General features: G+C 71.1%; 17 protein-coding genes. 9 read left to right on the forward strand and 8 right to left on the reverse strand.

Translation table 11 applies throughout. The features are described from left to right. Nucleotides 1-62: 62 nt before the first annotated feature. Nucleotides 63-509: a Rieske (2Fe-2S) protein gene (locus tag C0R66_RS09980; RefSeq protein ID WP_240311698.1), complete on the reverse strand. Its 447-nt coding sequence runs from the start codon at nt 507-509 to the stop codon at nt 63-65. Continuing rightward, nucleotides 506-3,388 (reverse strand): excinuclease ABC subunit UvrA, encoded by a 2,883-nt coding sequence (gene uvrA, locus C0R66_RS09985; protein WP_101524569.1) that lies wholly within the window; start codon nt 3,386-3,388, stop codon nt 506-508. Before uvrA ends, C0R66_RS09980 begins: the two co-directional genes overlap by 4 nt. Nucleotides 3,389-3,464: 76 nt before the next feature. On the opposite strand from uvrA, the gene C0R66_RS09990 reads away from it, so the two are divergent. Genes C0R66_RS09990 through C0R66_RS10005 form a run of 5 tightly spaced genes read left to right on the forward strand, consistent with a single transcriptional unit; the run spans nt 3,465 to nt 6,228 of the window. Next, nucleotides 3,465-4,154 carry a maleylpyruvate isomerase family mycothiol-dependent enzyme gene (locus C0R66_RS09990; protein ID WP_158647983.1) on the forward strand — a complete coding sequence of 230 codons (690 nt, stop codon included), beginning with the start codon at nt 3,465-3,467 and terminating at the stop codon, nt 4,152-4,154. Between the two features lie 33 nt (nt 4,155-4,187). Next, complete coding sequence (locus C0R66_RS09995) at nt 4,188-4,883, forward strand: MBL fold metallo-hydrolase (RefSeq protein ID WP_240311697.1); 696 nt, start codon at nt 4,188-4,190, stop codon at nt 4,881-4,883. 31 nt (nt 4,884-4,914) lie between these two features. Then, nucleotides 4,915-5,211 (forward strand): thioredoxin domain-containing protein, encoded by a 297-nt coding sequence (locus C0R66_RS18980; RefSeq protein WP_199286970.1) that lies wholly within the window; start codon nt 4,915-4,917, stop codon nt 5,209-5,211. 23 nt (nt 5,212-5,234) lie between these two features. Further along, on the forward strand, nt 5,235-5,573 hold the full coding sequence (locus C0R66_RS18985; RefSeq protein ID WP_199286920.1) for a rhodanese-like domain-containing protein: 339 nt from the start codon (nt 5,235-5,237) through the stop codon (nt 5,571-5,573). A 25-nt stretch (nt 5,574-5,598) separates the two neighbouring features. After that, nucleotides 5,599-6,228 carry a sulfotransferase family 2 domain-containing protein gene (locus tag C0R66_RS10005; protein ID WP_158647984.1) on the forward strand — a complete coding sequence of 210 codons (630 nt, stop codon included), beginning with the start codon at nt 5,599-5,601 and terminating at the stop codon, nt 6,226-6,228. Here C0R66_RS10005 and C0R66_RS10010 read toward each other — a convergent pair. The 3 genes from C0R66_RS10010 to C0R66_RS10020 are packed head-to-tail and all read right to left on the reverse strand — an operon-like array spanning nt 6,213 to nt 8,844. Then, complete coding sequence (locus C0R66_RS10010; protein ID WP_101524571.1) at nt 6,213-6,869, reverse strand: flavin reductase family protein; 657 nt, start codon at nt 6,867-6,869, stop codon at nt 6,213-6,215. The genes C0R66_RS10005 and C0R66_RS10010 overlap by 16 nt on opposite strands. Beyond that, nucleotides 6,805-8,415, reverse strand: a complete 1,611-nt coding sequence (locus C0R66_RS10015; RefSeq protein ID WP_101524572.1) for a potassium/proton antiporter — start codon at nt 8,413-8,415, stop codon at nt 6,805-6,807. Before C0R66_RS10015 ends, C0R66_RS10010 begins: the two co-directional genes overlap by 65 nt. 3 nt (nt 8,416-8,418) lie before the next feature. Then, the gene (locus C0R66_RS10020; RefSeq protein WP_158647985.1) at nt 8,419-8,844 is read right to left on the reverse strand and encodes a hypothetical protein; all 426 of its coding nucleotides are present in this window, start codon (nt 8,842-8,844) and stop codon (nt 8,419-8,421) included. 103 nt (nt 8,845-8,947) lie between these two features. Between C0R66_RS10020 and C0R66_RS10025 the strand changes: the two genes are divergently transcribed. The 4 genes from C0R66_RS10025 to C0R66_RS10040 are packed head-to-tail and all read left to right on the forward strand — an operon-like array spanning nt 8,948 to nt 12,580. Next, complete coding sequence (locus tag C0R66_RS10025; RefSeq protein ID WP_101524574.1) at nt 8,948-9,913, forward strand: sensor histidine kinase; 966 nt, start codon at nt 8,948-8,950, stop codon at nt 9,911-9,913. Beyond that, complete coding sequence (locus C0R66_RS10030; RefSeq protein WP_101524575.1) at nt 9,910-10,599, forward strand: response regulator; 690 nt, start codon at nt 9,910-9,912, stop codon at nt 10,597-10,599. Before C0R66_RS10025 ends, C0R66_RS10030 begins: the two co-directional genes overlap by 4 nt. Nucleotides 10,600-10,621: 22 nt before the next feature. Then, nucleotides 10,622-11,860 (forward strand): alpha/beta hydrolase, encoded by a 1,239-nt coding sequence (locus tag C0R66_RS10035; protein ID WP_101524576.1) that lies wholly within the window; start codon nt 10,622-10,624, stop codon nt 11,858-11,860. 33 nt (nt 11,861-11,893) lie between these two features. After that, a complete protein-coding gene (locus tag C0R66_RS10040; RefSeq protein ID WP_240311696.1) occupies nt 11,894-12,580 on the forward strand; it encodes a class I SAM-dependent methyltransferase in 687 nt (228 codons plus the stop codon). On the opposite strand, the gene C0R66_RS10045 is transcribed toward C0R66_RS10040, so the two are convergent. Genes C0R66_RS10045 through C0R66_RS10055 form a run of 3 tightly spaced genes read right to left on the reverse strand, consistent with a single transcriptional unit; the run spans nt 12,545 to nt 15,615 of the window. Then, nucleotides 12,545-13,648, reverse strand: coding sequence for a glucosidase family protein (locus C0R66_RS10045; RefSeq protein ID WP_101524577.1), 1,104 nt, complete (start codon nt 13,646-13,648; stop codon nt 12,545-12,547). The two genes, C0R66_RS10040 and C0R66_RS10045, sit on opposite strands and share 36 nt — an antisense overlap. Continuing rightward, on the reverse strand, nt 13,638-14,357 hold the full coding sequence (locus C0R66_RS10050) for a class I SAM-dependent methyltransferase (protein WP_101524578.1): 720 nt from the start codon (nt 14,355-14,357) through the stop codon (nt 13,638-13,640). Before C0R66_RS10050 ends, C0R66_RS10045 begins: the two co-directional genes overlap by 11 nt. Then, nucleotides 14,344-15,615, reverse strand: a complete 1,272-nt coding sequence (locus C0R66_RS10055; protein WP_240311695.1) for a glycosyltransferase family 4 protein — start codon at nt 15,613-15,615, stop codon at nt 14,344-14,346. The genes C0R66_RS10050 and C0R66_RS10055 overlap by 14 nt, the downstream gene beginning before the upstream one ends. Nucleotides 15,616-15,707: the final 92 nt, after the last annotated feature.

The raw sequence follows: 15,707 nt of genomic DNA on the forward strand, positions 1-15,707 counted from the left end.
CTACGTTCGGGCGCCGACCGCGGTCGGCGCGTCCTGTCCGCCAGCGCGGTCCGCCAGCGCCCTCAGGCGCGGATGATCTTCGAGCCCGACACCGTGATCGGGACCTCGGTCAGCGCGCTGGTCGCCGGTCCCTCGAGCACCGAGCCGTCCTCGAGGGAGAAGGCGCTGCCGTGGCACCGGCACGGGATCTCCCCCTCGGAGCTCGAGCTCACCAGGCACCCCTGGTGCGTGCAGACCGCGCTGAAGCACTTGAACTCGCCCTCGGCAGGCTGGGCGACCACCAGCTTGAGATCCGGGTAGACGGCACAGGCGCCGACCCCGATGTCCGCGGTCGAGGCGATCGCCACCCCGCTGCGCGGCGCCTCGGCCGGCACGGCGGAGTGGTCCTCCGCGGTGTCGTCACCGTCACCGCCGCAGGCACTGAGCAGCGGGATGCCGATCCCTGTCAGGGCGGCCCCGGCGAGGGTGGCGCGTCGGCTCGGTCCGTCGATGCTGGTTCGGGGGTTCACTCGGTGCTCCTGGAGGCGGTGGGCGAGAGGTGCGTTCTCCCGGCGAGAATAGGGGCCAGGAACCTGCCGGTGTGGCTCTCGGGGACGGCCGCGACCTGCTCCGGCGTGCCCGTGGCCACCACGGTGCCTCCGCGCGAGCCCCCTTCGGGGCCCATGTCGATCAGCCAGTCCGCGGTCTTGATGACGTCGAGGTTGTGCTCGATCACCAGCACCGTGTTGCCCTGGTCCACCAGGCGACCCAGCACGCCCAGGAGCTTGCGGATGTCCTCGAAGTGCAGTCCGGTGGTCGGCTCGTCCAGCACGTAGACGGTGCGTCCGGTGGACCTCTTCTGCAGCTCGCTGGCCAGCTTGACGCGCTGCGCCTCGCCGCCGGACAGGGTGGTCGCCGGCTGTCCCAGCCGGACGTAGCCCAGCCCGACCTCCGTCAGCGTCTTCATGTGCCGCGCGATCGCGGGCACGGCGCTGAAGAACTCCGCGGCCTCCTCGATCGGCATGTCGAGCACCTCCGCGATGGTGCGGCCCTTGAAGCGGACCTCCAGCGTCTCGCGGTTGTACCGGGCCCCGTGGCAGACCTCGCAGGGCACGTAGACGTCGGGCAGGAAGTTCATCTCGATCTTGAGCGTGCCGTCGCCCTGGCATGCCTCGCAGCGACCGCCCTTGACGTTGAAGGAGAAGCGACCCTGGAGGTAGCCGCGCATCTTCGCCTCGGGCGTCTGCGCGAAGAGCTTGCGGACGTGGTCGAAGACGCCGGTGTACGTCGCCGGGTTGCTGCGCGGGGTCCGGCCGATGGGCGACTGGTCGACGTGGATGACCTTGTCGACCTGGTCCACCCCGGTGATGGTGCGGTGCCGACCCGGCACGGTCCGGGCCCGGTGGAGCTGCTTGGCCAGCGAGGTGTAGAGGATGTCGTTGACCAGGGTCGACTTGCCGGAGCCGGACACCCCGGTGACCGCGACCAGCATGCCGAGCGGGAACGCGACGTCGATGCCGTCGAGGTTGTTCTCCTTGGCTCCCTTGACGACGAGCTCGCGACCCTTGGTGCGCGGACGGCGCAGCTCGGGGACCGGGATCTCGCGCCGGCCGGACAGGTACTGGCCGGTGATGGAGTCGGGGTGGTCGTAGAGACCCTGGACGTCACCGGAGTGGATGACCTGGCCGCCGTGCTCGCCGGCACCGGGCCCGATGTCGACGACCCAGTCCGCCACCCGGATGGTGTCCTCGTCGTGCTCGACGACGATCAGGGTGTTGCCCAGGTCGCGCAGCCGCACCAGGGTCTCGATGAGGCGCTGGTTGTCGCGCTGGTGCAGCCCGATCGAGGGCTCGTCCAGCACGTAGAGCACGCCCACCAGTCCCGCCCCGATCTGGGTGGCGAGACGGATGCGCTGAGCCTCCCCGCCCGACAGCGACCCCGACGGGCGGTCCAGCGAGAGGTAGTCCAGGCCCACGTCGAGCAGGAAGTTGAGGCGCTCCAGGATCTCCTTGAGCACCCGCTCGGCGATCTGCTTCTCCCGCGGCGACAGCTCGATGTCGCGCAGGAACTCCGCGCACTCGTTGATCGGCAGCGCGCAGACCTCCGCGATCGAGCGGCCGCCCAGGGTCACCGCCATCGAGACGGGCTTGAGCCGGCTGCCGCCACAGGTGGGGCAGGCCACCTCGCGCATGAAGCCCTCGAACCGCTCCCTGCTGGTGTCGGTCTCGGCCTCGCGGTGGCGACGCTCGATGTAGCCGCGCACGCCCTCGAACTCGGCGTAGTAGGAGCGCTGACGCCCGTAGCGGTTCCGGGTGACCACGTGCACCTTGGTGGAGTGCCCCTCGAGCAGGGCCTTGCGAGCCTTGGCCGGGAGCTTCTCCCACGGCGTGTTCAGGTCGAAGCCGAGCTCGTCGCCCAGCGCCCCCATCAGCCGCAGGAAGTAGTCGGCGACGTGCGCTCCGGTCCAGGGCTGGATCGCACCCTCGCCAAGGGTGGCCTGCGGGTCGGGGACGACCAGCTCGGGGTCGATCTCCATCTTGGTGCCGATGCCGTGGCAGGCCGGGCAGGCGCCGAACGGGGAGTTGAAGGAGAAGGACCGGGGCTCCAGCTCGTCGTGGTCGATCGGGTGGTCGTTGGGGCACGACATCCGCTCGGAGAACCGCACCTCGCGTCCCGGGTCCTTCTCGTCGAGGTCGACGAAGTCCAGGATCACCTGACCGTCCGCCAGCGAGAGCGCGGTCTCGATCGAGTCGGTGAGCCGCCTCTTGGCGGACTCCTTGACCGAGAGCCGGTCGATCACCACCTCGATCGTGTGCTTCTTCTGCTTGTCGAGCTTCGGCGGGTCGTCCAGGGCGTGCGTCACGCCATCGGTCCGGGCCCGGCTGAAGCCCTGGGTCTGGAGCGAGCGGTACAGGTCGACGTACTCCCCCTTGCGGCCGCGGACCACCGGGGCCAGCACCTGGAACCGGCGCCCCTCCTCCATCTCGAGGACCTGGTCCACGATCTTCTGCGGGGTCTGGCGTTCGATCGGAGCCCCGCAGGTGGGGCAGTGCGGACGGCCGGCGCGGGCGTAGAGCAGTCGCAGGTAGTCGTAGACCTCGGTGATGGTGCCGACCGTGGAGCGCGGGTTCTTCGAGGTCGACTTCTGGTCGATCGAGACCGCGGGAGACAGGCCCTCGATGAAGTCGACGTCCGGCTTGTCCATCTGCCCCAGGAACTGCCGGGCGTAGGCGGACAGGGACTCCACGTAGCGGCGCTGCCCCTCGGCGAAGATGGTGTCGAACGCCAGGGAGGACTTGCCGGAGCCGGAGAGCCCGGTGAAGACGATGAGGGCGTCTCGCGGCAGGTCGAGCGAGACATCCTTGAGGTTGTGCTCCCGGGCTCCCCGGATGATGAGCTGGTCAGTCACAGATTTCCTCAACACGTTGTTCGAACACGTGTTCGCCATGGTAGCAAGCCGGGGCAAGTACGCTTCAATGGCGGTCATGGATCCACTTGACCTGCTGGCCGAGGCCACCAACGCCCTGGTGCGCAGCGTCGACGGCCTGGACGCCGACGCACTGGCGGCGCCGAGCGCCCTGCCCGGGTGGTCCCGGGGTCACGTGGTGGCTCACGTGGCCCTGAACGCCGAGGGGCTGACCAGGGCCCTCGCGGGCGTCGTCGAGGGCTCGGACGTCCCTCAGTACGACTCCAGCGCCGCCCGTGCGGCCGACATCGAGGAGCTTGCCGGGGCGCCCGAGGACGAGCTCCGCGCCAGGTTCCTGGCCAGCTGCACGCGGCTCGCGGACGCGACGGCGGCGCTGCCGGAGGGGCACCTGGACGCGACCGTGCGACGCACCGCGTCCGGCCGCCGTACTTTCAGCGCCCGCAGCGTCCCGGGACGGCGTCTGGTCGAGGTGGCGGTCCACCACGTGGACCTCGACGTCGGCCACCGCCGCACCGACTGGTCCGTGGCGACCGCCGAAGCCCTGGTCGACTCCCTGGCGCTGGACCTGGGGGCACTGGGACCGCTCACGCTCCAGGGGCTGGACGCGGAGCGCACCTGGCGCCTCGGCGGAACCGACGGTCCCCTCGTCCAGGGCACCACCGCCAATCTCGCCTGGTGGCTCACCGGGCGAGGCGCCGACGGCCTCGCCACCGACTCCCCGTCCCTTCCCGACGTGCCGGCTCGCTGAGACCGGCCCTCCCCCACCCTCCAGGAGCACGACGTGAACGAGCACGACACGAACGACGGCGTCTACACCGGGCAGGTCCGGCCCGGTGGTCCCGCCCAGACTCGCGAGCTGACGGCGCTGAGCATCACCAAGGTCGCGGTCGACGAGCAGATGAGCAACAACTGCTACCTGCTGCGCTGCCGCGAGACCGGCGCGCAGGTCCTGGTCGACGCGGCCGCCGAGGCGCCCCGTCTGCTCGAGCTGATCGGGCCGTCGGGACTGGACGCCGTCGTCACCACGCACCAGCACTGGGACCACCACCGGGCGCTCGCCGACGTCGTGGCGGAGCACGGTGCCACGGTGGTCGTCGGCGCCCCGGACGCGGACGCGGTCACCGAGCAGACCGGCGTGGCCGTCGACCGGCGGGTCGGCCAGGGCGACACTGTCACGGTGGGCTCCTGCACCCTGCAGGTGATCGCGGTGGCCGGCCACACGCCGGGCTCGATCTGCCTGCTCTACCAGGACCCCGCCGGGCAGCCGCACCTCTTCACCGGGGACAGCCTGTTCCCGGGCGGGGTGGGCAACACCTTCGGCGACGCGGACGCGTTCGCCCAGCTCATCGACGAGGTGGAGACCAAGATCTTCGCCGAGCTGCCCGACGAGACCTGGTTCTATCCCGGTCACGGGGACGACGGCCTGCTGGGCCAGGAGCGGCCGCAGCTGGCGCACTGGCGCGAGAGAGGCTGGTGAGCCGTGAGCGGGCCTGGGTTAGGTTCGAGGCATGACGACCGTTGAGCTGACCGCAGCGACCTTCGAGAGCACCGTGACCGCCCCGGGCATCGTGCTCGTGGACTTCTGGGCGGAGTGGTGCGGACCGTGCCGTCAGTTCGCCCCGATCTTCGACGCGGCCTCGACCGAGCACCCCGACATCGTGTTCGGCAAGGTCGACACCGAGTCTGAGCGGGACCTGGCCGCGATGGCCCAGATCACCTCGATCCCCACGCTGATGGCCTTCCGGGACGGCATCCTGGTGTTCTCCCAGCCTGGGGCCCTGCCCCCGCGACGCTGGCCCAGCTGATCTCCCAGCTCCGCGAGCTGGACATGGACGAGGTACGGCGCCAGCTGGACGAGGCCGACGACGGCGAGCTGGACCTCGACACCTTCGCCGCGCAGCACGCGGCAGGCGGGTTCGTGCTGGACGTCCGCGAGGACGAGGAGTATTCCGCCGGCCACGTTCCCGGCGCCCACCACGTCCCGATGTCCGAGGTGCCGAACCGCCTCGACGAGCTCCCCAGGGACCGACCCGTGCTGGTGATCTGCCAGAGCGGCAACCGCAGTCGGAACGTGGTGGAGTTCCTCACCTCCCAGGGGATCGAGGCGCTCAACGTGGCCGAGGGCACCGGCGGCTGGGCCCGTCGCGGCTGGCCCTTGGAGCGCTGAGCCCGGCCTGCTCTAACCTGCTCTGGTGCTCATCTCCGACGCTCACCGCCTGCTGTTCATCCACGTCCCCAAGACCGGCGGGGTGACCGTGGAGACCGTGGTGCGCGAAGGCGTCGACGACCTCCGCGACCTGGGGCCGCGGCGCCATCCCCGGCTGCGCTGGGTGCTGACCCAGGAGCCCGGTCTCGCCGACTACTGGACGTTCGGCTTCGTGCGCAACCCGTGGAGCCGGATGGTCTCCTGGTGGTCGATGATCGACCGCTGGAACCGACGCCTCGGCCCGGCCTCGGGCAAGCCCCAGGTGGAGCAGGACGGGCCTCGGGGCGGCAACCCCCTCTGGCGCGCGGTCGCGGAGTACGACGGCTTCGAGGAGTTCATCCTGCGCGGCACCGAGGAGCTCCCCCGCCTCGCCACCCCGCAGATCTCCTTCCTGCAGACCCGTGGCCGCAAGGCCGACTTCATCGGTCGCACCGAGCGTCTGGCCACCGACATCGCGGTGGTGCAGGAACGGCTGGGCCTGCCGGTGGCCGAACCCCCTCGTCGCAACAGCTGGTCCAAGGGGCCCTGGCAGGACTACTACGACGACCGGACCAGGCGGCGCGTCGCCGACGTGTACCAGCGAGACGTGAGCGAGTTCGGCTACACGTTCGACTGATCCGGCGACTGATCCGGGCAGCCGGTGGAGCCGTATCCGCCCCGGAAGAACAGCAGTCCCTCCCCGGCGTCGTCGGCAACCACGTGGTGCACCCGTCCGATGACGACGTCGTGGTCGCCCGCGTGGTGCACGTCCTCGATCGTGCAGTCCAGGTGCGCCAGCACCCCGGCCAGCACGGGCGACCCGGTCTGGAGGGACGGGGACCACCTGACGCGGGCGAACTTGTCGATGCCGCGCGTGGCCATGGTGTTGGAGACCTCCGCCTGGTCGGCGGCCAGCACGTTGACGCAGAACGCGCCGGAGCGGCGGATCAGCGGCCACGCGGTGGTGCTCCGCGAGGGACAGAACAGCACCAGCGGCGGGTCCAGCGAGACGCTCGTGAAGCTCTGGCAGGTCATGCCGACAGGCACGCCGTCGTTCAGCGACGTCACCACGGTGACTCCGGAGGCGAACCGACCCAGCACGTCTCGGAACTGCCTGGAGGAGAAGGCCGGAGGCTGCTCCCGGACCGCCGCGTGGTCCCCCACCTGCGCCGGGAGCCCGAACTCCCCCTCACCGAGCCAGCCCTCGATCAGGTCAGGGCTGGGCCGGGTCGTCGGCCCGTGCTGGTGCCCGGACGCGCCGCGCTGCTGGTCGGTCATCTGACCATTCTCCCCCGGGGCCGGTGCCGGGCCGAAGACCGGCGTCCCGCCGGGATGCCGGGCCCACCTGCGCGGGACCGGCGTACCAGACGGCGAGCCGGCCGTGCTCACTGATCGCCTGCAGCCGGTGCTCGGTGGCCGCCCGCACGTCCTCGGGCACCACCAGCAGCAGGTGGTCTCCCGGACGCAGCGACGTGTGCCTGTCCGGCACCGCGATGGAGCCGCCGCGGGAGACCAGGGCCAGCACGGCCCTGGCGGGCAGCCGCAGGTCGTCGGCGAACACCCCGGCCAGCCGGGATCGCGACGGCACCACGAACTGCACCAGGCTGGCGTCCAGGTCCTCCAGCGGGGCCGACTCGACCTCCACGTCGCGCCCGCGCTCCACCACCACTGACGTGCGTCTCGCCAGCCAGGGCAGCAACGGAGCCTGGATCAGCACGAACGCGGTGACCAGCAGGAAGACCACGTCGAAGATCATGGTGGCGGACGGCAGCCCCTCCGTGATCGGGATGGTGGCCAGCACGATGGGCACCGCGCCGCGCAGTCCCGCCCAGGAGATGAAGACCTGGTGACGCCAGGGCACCCGCCACCACACGGCGCACGCCATCACCGAGAGCGGTCGCGCCACGAAGGTCAGTCCGATCCCCACGATCGCGGCCGGCACCACCGCGTCGAGCAGGCGTCCCGGGCTGGCCAGCAGCCCGAGCAGCACGAAGAGCCCGATCTGGGCCAGCCACCCGAGCCCGTCGGCGAAGCCGGCGGTCGCCTGGCGGTGGGGCAGCTTGGCGTTGCCGAGCCACATCCCGGCCACGTAGATGGCCATCAGACCGCTGGCCCCGGCCAGCCCCGCCACGGCGAAGGCCAGGAACATGATCGCGAACGTGGCCAGCGGGTAGAGCCCCGCGGCCGGCAGCGCGCTGTGGGCGAGCAGCACCTGCCCGAGCTTGGCCACCGCCAGACCCACCAGCACCCCCACGACCAGCTGGTAGCCGATCAGCCCCGCGATCTGCAGACCGCTGGCGGTGTGCCAGGCGTCGCTGGCCACCACCGTCACCAGGATGATCACCGGCGGGTCGTTGAAGCCCGACTCCGCCTCCAGCGTGGCCCGGATGCGCGGGAGCACCGGCAGCCGCCGCATGATCGAGAAGGTCGCCGCCGCGTCGGTCGACCCCACGACGGCGCCGAGCAGCAGCGCGGTCCTGGGCTCGACGTCGAGCGCGAGGTAGGCGATCCCGGCCGTCACCGTCACGCTGAGGGCGACGCCGAGCGTGGCCAGCAGCCCGGACAGCCCGACCACGGGGCGGATCACGTCCCACCGGGTGCTGAAGCCGCCCTCGGCCAGGATCACCGCCAGCGCCAGGGTGCTGAGCACCATGGTCAGGTCGACGTCCTCGAACTGGATGCCGAGGCCCGCCTCACCCAGGGCGAGACCGATGGCCAGGTAGAGGAGCAGGCTCGGCAGGCCCGCGCGGGCCGAGACCCGCACCGCGGCGACGCCGGTCAGCAGCACCAGGCTGGCGGTGAGGATCCCCAGGTCGAGGTCCATCCGCTAGCTGGTCCCGCGGTCCTGCACCAGGCGGCGCAGCTCGGTGGTGACCTCGACCTCGGCGGTGGTGACGGTGACGTGCTCCACCCGTACGCCGGGGACGAGCTGCTCCTCCTCCCAGCCCAGGTCGTCGCCGAGCCCGGGCAGCGCGGGCACGGTCCGCGTGGTGACCAGTCGCCGCAGCCGGTCCTCGACCGCGTCGGCGACGGTGGCCGCCAGCGCCTCGGGGTTGCGGGTGCGTGGCCCCTGCCAGGAGTACTCCACCTGGACGTGCGCGGTCACGCCGTCCAGGGTGGTGGCGGTGACCACAGCCCACTGGTGCCGGGCACCGGTGTCGACCGCGATGCGTGGACGCATCATCGTCAACCAGGTGCCGACTGCCAGCGCGAGCGCCACGGGGACCAGCACGTACCAGATGTCAGGCTCCATGGTTCGAGCATGGCCGACCGTGCGGGCAGAGCCCATGGGGTCCTGCACCCATTCGCCGACCCTTGCGTCGACAGCGCCGACGACGTCTAGCAGGGTGGTGACCATGTCACCCACCCGCGGTCTCTCGCTCTCCTCCCGAGTGATCGCGAGCAACGGCGTCCTGTTCCTCCTGGGCACCGCGGTGCTCGCGTTCTCCCCTGCGACCGTCTCGCGCCAACCCGTGATCTCCGAGCTCGTCGTCCTCCTGGTGGGACTGGGCATCATGATCGTGGCCAACTCGCTCCTGGTCCGGGTCGCCCTCACACCGCTGGACCGGCTGGTGACGCAGCTGGACCAGGTCAGGTCCAACGAGCCGCTGGCCCGGGTCTCCGACCCCGGCGGTGGCCTGGCGCACCGCCTCTCGCTCGCGGTCAACGACCTGCTCGACCGCATCGAGGCCGGACAGCGGCAGAACGCGGTCTCCGCGCTGGCGGCCCAGGAGGCCGAACGGAGCCGGATCGCCCAGGAGCTGCACGACGGCGTCGGCCAGTCGCTCACCGCGGTGCTGCTGGAGCTCGGAGCGATCTCGGGTCCGGGTCGCGCCCCCGCCGAGCCTGCCCTGGCGCGCATCCGCGAAGGGGTGCGCGCCAGCCTCGACGAAGTTCGCTCGGTGGCGCGCCATCTCCGGCCGCACGTGCTGGAGGACCTCGGGCTGCGCAGCGCGCTCGCAGCCCTGACCAACGACCTGTTCACCACCGGCGACGTGCTGGTCCGGCGCGGCATCCTGCCGGGGCTGCCAGCTCTGCCCGACGACGTCGAGCTGGTGGTGTTCCGGGTGGCGCAGGAGGCGCTGACCAACGTCGCGCGGCACGCCCGGGCGCGCACCGTGGAGCTCGCCCTGAGCACCGTGGGCGAGCAGCTGGTCCTCGTGGTCGCCGATGACGGGCGCGGCATCCCGCCCGACGCCGCAGGGACCGGGCTGCGCGGCATGCACGAGCGGGCGGCCCTCATCGGCGCCCGACTCCACGTGGGCCGCCGCGACGGCGGCGGCACCGTCGTGGAGCTCCGCGTCCCCCTGGAGCGGCCATGAGCACGGCCACCAGCACCGGCACGGGCACGGGCACCAGTACCGGGGCCCGGGTGCTGCTGGCCGACGACCACGCGCTGGTGCGCCGCGGCGTGCGCCTGATCCTGGACAACGAGCCGGACCTGCAGGTGGTCGCCGAGGCCGCGGACGGCGCCGAGGCGGTCCAGCTGGTCCGGGACGTGGAGGTGGACCTCGCCATCCTGGACGTGGCGATGCCCCGGATGACGGGGCTGCAGGCCGCCCGGGAGATCTCCCGGCGAGCCGACCCGCCCAAGATCCTGATGCTCTCGATGCACGACAACGAGCAGTACTTCTTCGAGTCGCTGCGGGTGGGCGCGTGCGGCTACGTGCTGAAGTCGGTGGCCGACCGCGACCTGGTGGATGCCTGCCGCGCGGCACTGCGAGGGGAGTCGTTCCTCTACCCCGGAGCCGAGAGCGCGCTGGTCCGGGACTACCTGGAACGGCTCGCGCGTGGCGAGCGGCTGCCCCGCGCCGTGCTCACCCCACGCGAGGACGAGCTGGTCAAGCTGATCGCCGAAGGGTTCTCCTCCCGCGAGATCGCCAGGATGCTGACCATCAGCATCCGCACCGTCGAGCGGCACCGGGAGAACATCCTGGCCAAGCTGGGGATGCGCGACCGCACCGAGATCACCCGCTACGCGATCCGGGTGGGCCTGATCGAGCCCTGAGGCGCTGACTAGCATCGGGCCCATGAGCTTCTTCGGCCGTCAGGTCGTCATCGCAGCCCTCACGGCCAACGCGCTGCGTCCCCTGCGCAGCTTCCGCTCAGGGGTGGTCTCCTTCCTGCTCGGCTTCGTCAGCACCGAGGTGGCCCCGCAGCTGCTGGCGGCCACGGCGCTGGACGCCGCTGCCCACCTGCCGCCCCGTCGCCGCCACGTCCCGGGACTGGTGCTGGCGTGCTTCTCGATGCTCGGACTGGGCTGGGTGGTGACGCAGAGCCGCCGCTCGCGGGTGCTGCTGGAGGATGCCCTGGTCCAGGGACTGGGCGCGGAGAACGCCGAGCAGCTGGACTCCCCCACGCCGGCGGAGCGCGCCACCCGATGGCGCCGGTTCCTCAATCCCTTCGGCCTGCGCGACGCGCGGGTGTCGGTGGAGCGGGACGTCGCCTACGCCGAGGGCGGGCGCCGCGCTCGGCTCGACATCTACCGACCGGCCCAGGGCGAAGGGCTGGAGCACGCACCGGTCCTGATCCAGGTGCACGGCGGGGGCTGGACCGTGGGACAGAAGGAGCACCAGGCACTCCCGCTGATGCACTACCTCGCGGCCCAGGGCTGGGTCTGCGTCGCGGTCAACTACCGGCTCGCCCCACGACACCCGTTCCCGGCTCAGATCATCGACGTCAAGCGCGCCATCGCCTGGGTCAAGGAGCACATCGCCGAGTACGGCGGGGACCCCGGCCACGTCGTGATCACCGGCGGGTCGGCGGGGGGCCACCTGGCGGCGCTGGCCGCCCTCACCCCGGGCGACCCGGCGTACCAGCCGGGCTTCGAGGACAGCGACACCTCGGTGCAGGCGTGCGTGCCGGTGTACGGCGTCTACGACTTCGCCGGCGCGACGGGCCTGCGCAGCGCGACGCAGATGCGCGACCTGTTCCTGGCACCACGGGTGCTGCGGAAGCGGTGGCGCGACGCGCCGGAGGAGTTCGAGGCTGCCTCGCCGATCCTGCGCGTCACGCCGGAGGCGCCCGACTTCTTCGTCCTGCACGGCACCCACGACACCCTGGTCGACGTCAACCAGGCACGACTCTTCGTCGCCGAGCTGCGGCGCACCTCGCGCGCCTCCGTGGTCTACGCCGAGCTTCCGGGGACCCAGCACGCCTTCGACTTCTTCCACTCGATCCGCTCCGGGTACATGGTCTCCACGGTCGGCCGCTACCTCACCTGGCACTGGAACCGACATCGCGAGGGACTCGACGTCGAGGTCTCGTGAGCGAGGTCCGCGGCACGGACTAGGGTTCCGTCCGTGCCCGACAACCTCTCCCCCGGCCTCGACACCCAGCTGCCGGAGGACCTGACCGCCCTGATCCGGGCGACCAAGGGCTTCATGCCCGAGGACGAGGGCCTGCTGCTGCACCGGGTGGCCCGCGCCCAGCTGCCCCACGGACCGGCGCTGGAGATCGGCACCTACTGCGGCAAGTCCGCGCTCTACCTCGGCGCGGCGGCGCGTGAGGTGGGGGGCACCGTGTTCACCGTGGACCACCACCACGGCAGCGAGGAGAACCAGGCCGGGTGGGAGCACCACGACCGCGACCTCGTCGACCCGCGCACCGGCCGGATGGACACCCTGCCGTTCTTCCGGCACACCATCGAGCGTGCCGGCCTGGAGGACCAGGTGGTGGCGGTCGTGGGCACCTCGGTGACCGTCGCGCGGCACTGGCGGACCCCGCTGTCGCTGCTGTTCATCGACGGCGGCCACGCCGAGGAGCACGCGCAGAACGACTACACCGGCTGGGCGAACTGGGTCCAGGCCGGCGGTCTGCTGGCGATCCACGACGTGTTCCCGGACCCCGCCGACGGCGGGCAGCCGCCGTACCACGTGTTCCAGCGGGCGCTGGCCGGCGGAGCCTTCACCGAGGTTGAGGCCCTGGGCTCCATGCGGGTGCTGCGCAGGACCTCAGGTGACGCGGGCGCGCCCGAGGGAGTTGGCTGAGCCGCAACCGCACTCCAGGGCTATCTCGGAGAAGTCGGGCAGGCTCGTGCCGCGCATGATGTCGGAGCCGGGAGTGGCGCCGGAGAGCTGGTCCGCGGCCAGGATCACCGCGGCCGCGGTGTAGGTCGTGTGCTCCGCGGGCCAGTTGACCTCGTCGGGGTAGACGTAGCCGGTCCAGTAGCGGCCCTGGTCCGATCGGAGGTGCTGCATGTCGGCGAAGAGCCGGGTGGCCCGCTCGCGCTGCCCGATGGCGTCCAGGGCCATCACCAGCTCGCAGGTCTCCGCCCCGGTCACCCAGGGGTTGGTGGAGACGCACAGGATGCCGAGGTCGGGGACCACGAACGTGTCCCACCGGTCCTCCACCAGCCGGGCCGCCGCCGGTCCACGGACCGCACCGCCCAGGATCGGGTAGTACCAGTCCATGGAGTAGCGGGACTTGTCCAGGAAATCGTCACGGTGCTCACGCAGGGCGTGCGCGAGCCGGCCACCGGCCAGCTCCCAGCCGGGCTGCGGCTCCCCCATCAGGTCGGCGAGCGCAACTCCGGCGGCGAGCGCCTGGTGGATGCTGGAGGAGCCGGCTACGAGCGCGTCGGCGTTGACCCGTCCGGGCACGCCGTCGTGGTACTCCCTCGACCAGGCGATCCCGCCGAAGGGCAGCTGCAGGGACACGACCCAGTCGAGGGCACGCCGCACCGCGGGCCAGAACCGGCGTACGAACTGCAGGTCCTGGCGGACCAGCCAGTTGTGCCACACCCCCACTGCCAGGTAGGCGGACATGTTCGTCTCGCCGCTGGCGTCCTCGACCTCTCCGGCCACGATCTTCATCGGCCAGGAGCCGTCGGGGCGCTGCAGCTCCAGTGCCCACTCGTAGGCGCGGTCACTTGCCTCGGCCTGGCCGCCGACGAGCAGTGCCATCGCCGCCTCGACGTGGTTCCACACGTCGGTGTGCTCGCCAGTGGTCCACGGGATGGCGCCGCTGGGCTCCTGCATGGCCGCGATCGAGGCCGCGGTCGCGGCGATCTCGTGAGCGCTCAGCACCCCGGGAACGGCAGGAAGGTCAGGCAGCATCAGGCTTGGTGAAGTAGAGGACCATGCTCTTGCCGATCACCGGGTCCAGCACCTTGCCGGCGAGCTGCAGCACCTTGGGCTGCTTCATGATCTCCCACACCAGGAGCCGGTGGTAGGCCCGGGCCAGCGGGTGCTGGTCGTTGTCGACGCCCACCGCGCACTTGATCCACCAGTACGGCGAGTGCAGCCCGTGGGCGTAGGAGACACCGTCGTAGTGCATCCCCGCCTTGCTGATCTTGTCGACCAGCTCCTTGTCGGTGTAGATCCGGATGTGACCGCCAGGGGTGTTGTGGTAGTCGTCGGAGAGCTTCCAGTTGATGATCTCCGGCAGCCACCGGGGCACCGACACGGCCAGGGTGCCACCAGGACGCAGCACCCGGACCAGCTCCTGGATCGCCTGGATGTCGGCGGGGATGTGCTCCAGCACCTCGGCCGCCACCACGCGGTCGAACTCGCCGTCGCCGAAGGGAAGCGCCAGGGCGTCGCCCTCCTTGACGTCGGCCTCGGCACCGGCCGGCACCTCGCCGGCCTCAGCCATGGCGACGAAGAGGTCGCGGACCCCGGCGAGCTCCTCGGCGTCCTGGTCGAACGCGATCACGTCGCCACCACGGCGGTACATCTCGAAGGCGTGTCGACCGGCGCCGCACCCCATGTCCAGGACCCGGTCGCCGGGACGCAGTCCCAGCCTGTCGAAGTCAACGGTCAGCACGGGGCTCTCCCTTGTGCGCCTGCTCGGCACGGTAGTCGGCGATCACTTCTTCGTAGGCCTGTGCGGTGGCTGTCGCCACCGCACGCCAGCTGAACTTCTCCAGGACCCGTCGGCGACCGGCCTGGCCCATGCGCTCGCGGCGCTCGGGGTCGTCCAGGAGCGCTGCCAGGGCACTGGTGAGCTCTCCCACGTCCCCCGGCGTCACCAGCTGGGCACACTCACCGTCCGGCCCGACGACCTCGGGAATGGCTCCGGCGCGGGAGACCACCAAGGGGGTCGCGCAGGCCATCAGCTCGGCGGTGGGCAGTGAGAACCCCTCGTAGAGCGACGGCACGCAGGCCACCTCGGCCGAGCCCATCACCTCCACCAGCTCGGCGTCCGAGACGCCGCTGATGAATCGGACCGAGTCCTTGATGGCGAGCTTGTCGATGAGCTGCTCGGTGCGTCCGCCTGGCTCGGGGCGGGTCACCAGGAGCAGCTCGAGGTCACGCTCGGTGCGCAGCTTGGCGAACGCCTCGAGCAGGGTGGCGATGCCCTTCATGGGCGCGTCGGCACTGGCCATCGCCAGGATGCGTCCCGGCACCCTGGGCTTGGTCGGCGGGACGAAGACGTCGTCCACCCCGAGGAGGATGACCTGCATGCGGGCCGGGTCGACCCCGAAGTCGTGGGCGATGTCGCGCTTGGAGGACTCCGAGGGCGTGAGGATCTTGCGCGCCTGCCGGGCCACCTTGCCCTGCATCCTCAGGAACCCGTACCAACGGCGCAGCGACAGCTTCTTGCGGAGCGTGGGCGCCGCGGCCAGGTCGATCCGGCGGTCGAAGGTGATCGGGTGGTGCACCGTGGTGATCAGCGGCAGCCCCATCTTCTCGATGTCCAGCATCCCGTAGCCCAGCACCTGGTTGTCGTGCACCACGTCGAAGTCGTCCACGCGCTCGGCGAGCAGCCGGGCGACCCGGGTGCTGAACGTCTTGGGCTCGGGGAACCCCGCGGTGCACATGGTGAGGAACTCCTCCACGTCCACCAGGTCGCGGAACTCACGCAGCTTGGGCAGCCGGAACGGGTCGGGCTGCCGGTAGAGGTCCAGCGAGGGGACCTTGGTCAGCGTCACGCCCTCGTCCAGGATCGGGTAGGGCTGGGCGGAGAACACCTCCACCTCGTGGCCCTGGGCGACGAGCTCGCGGCTGAGGTGCCGGATGTAGATCCCCTGGCCGCCACAGTGCGGCTTGCTTCTGTAAGACAGCAGTGCAACTCGCAACACGCGGGCCTTCCTGAACTAGTGAAACGTGTTTCTATCACGGCACCCGATTGTTAACCTGTGCAGGACCAAGCAACAGCCGGCTGCCGAAGACT

Origin of the sequence: Nocardioides houyundeii, from assembly GCF_002865585.1 — a bacterium.
GTDB classification, from domain to species: domain Bacteria; phylum Actinomycetota; class Actinomycetes; order Propionibacteriales; family Nocardioidaceae; genus Nocardioides; species Nocardioides houyundeii.

Coding starts and splice junctions, on each gene's coding strand:
- C0R66_RS09990 (WP_158647983.1), top strand. CDS start 3,465: ATGGATCCACTTGACCTGCTGGCCGAGGCCACCAACGCCCTGGTGCGC.
- C0R66_RS18980 (WP_199286970.1), top strand. CDS start 4,915: ATGACGACCGTTGAGCTGACCGCAGCGACCTTCGAGAGCACCGTGACC.
- C0R66_RS18985 (WP_199286920.1), top strand. CDS start 5,235: ATGGACGAGGTACGGCGCCAGCTGGACGAGGCCGACGACGGCGAGCTG.
- C0R66_RS10010 (WP_101524571.1), bottom strand. CDS start 6,869: ATGACCGACCAGCAGCGCGGCGCGTCCGGGCACCAGCACGGGCCGACG.
- C0R66_RS10015 (WP_101524572.1), bottom strand. CDS start 8,415: ATGGACCTCGACCTGGGGATCCTCACCGCCAGCCTGGTGCTGCTGACC.
- C0R66_RS10020 (WP_158647985.1), bottom strand. CDS start 8,844: ATGGAGCCTGACATCTGGTACGTGCTGGTCCCCGTGGCGCTCGCGCTG.
- C0R66_RS10025 (WP_101524574.1), top strand. CDS start 8,948: ATGTCACCCACCCGCGGTCTCTCGCTCTCCTCCCGAGTGATCGCGAGC.
- C0R66_RS10030 (WP_101524575.1), top strand. CDS start 9,910: ATGAGCACGGCCACCAGCACCGGCACGGGCACGGGCACCAGTACCGGG.
- C0R66_RS10035 (WP_101524576.1), top strand. CDS start 10,622: ATGAGCTTCTTCGGCCGTCAGGTCGTCATCGCAGCCCTCACGGCCAAC.
- C0R66_RS10045 (WP_101524577.1), bottom strand. CDS start 13,648: ATGCTGCCTGACCTTCCTGCCGTTCCCGGGGTGCTGAGCGCTCACGAG.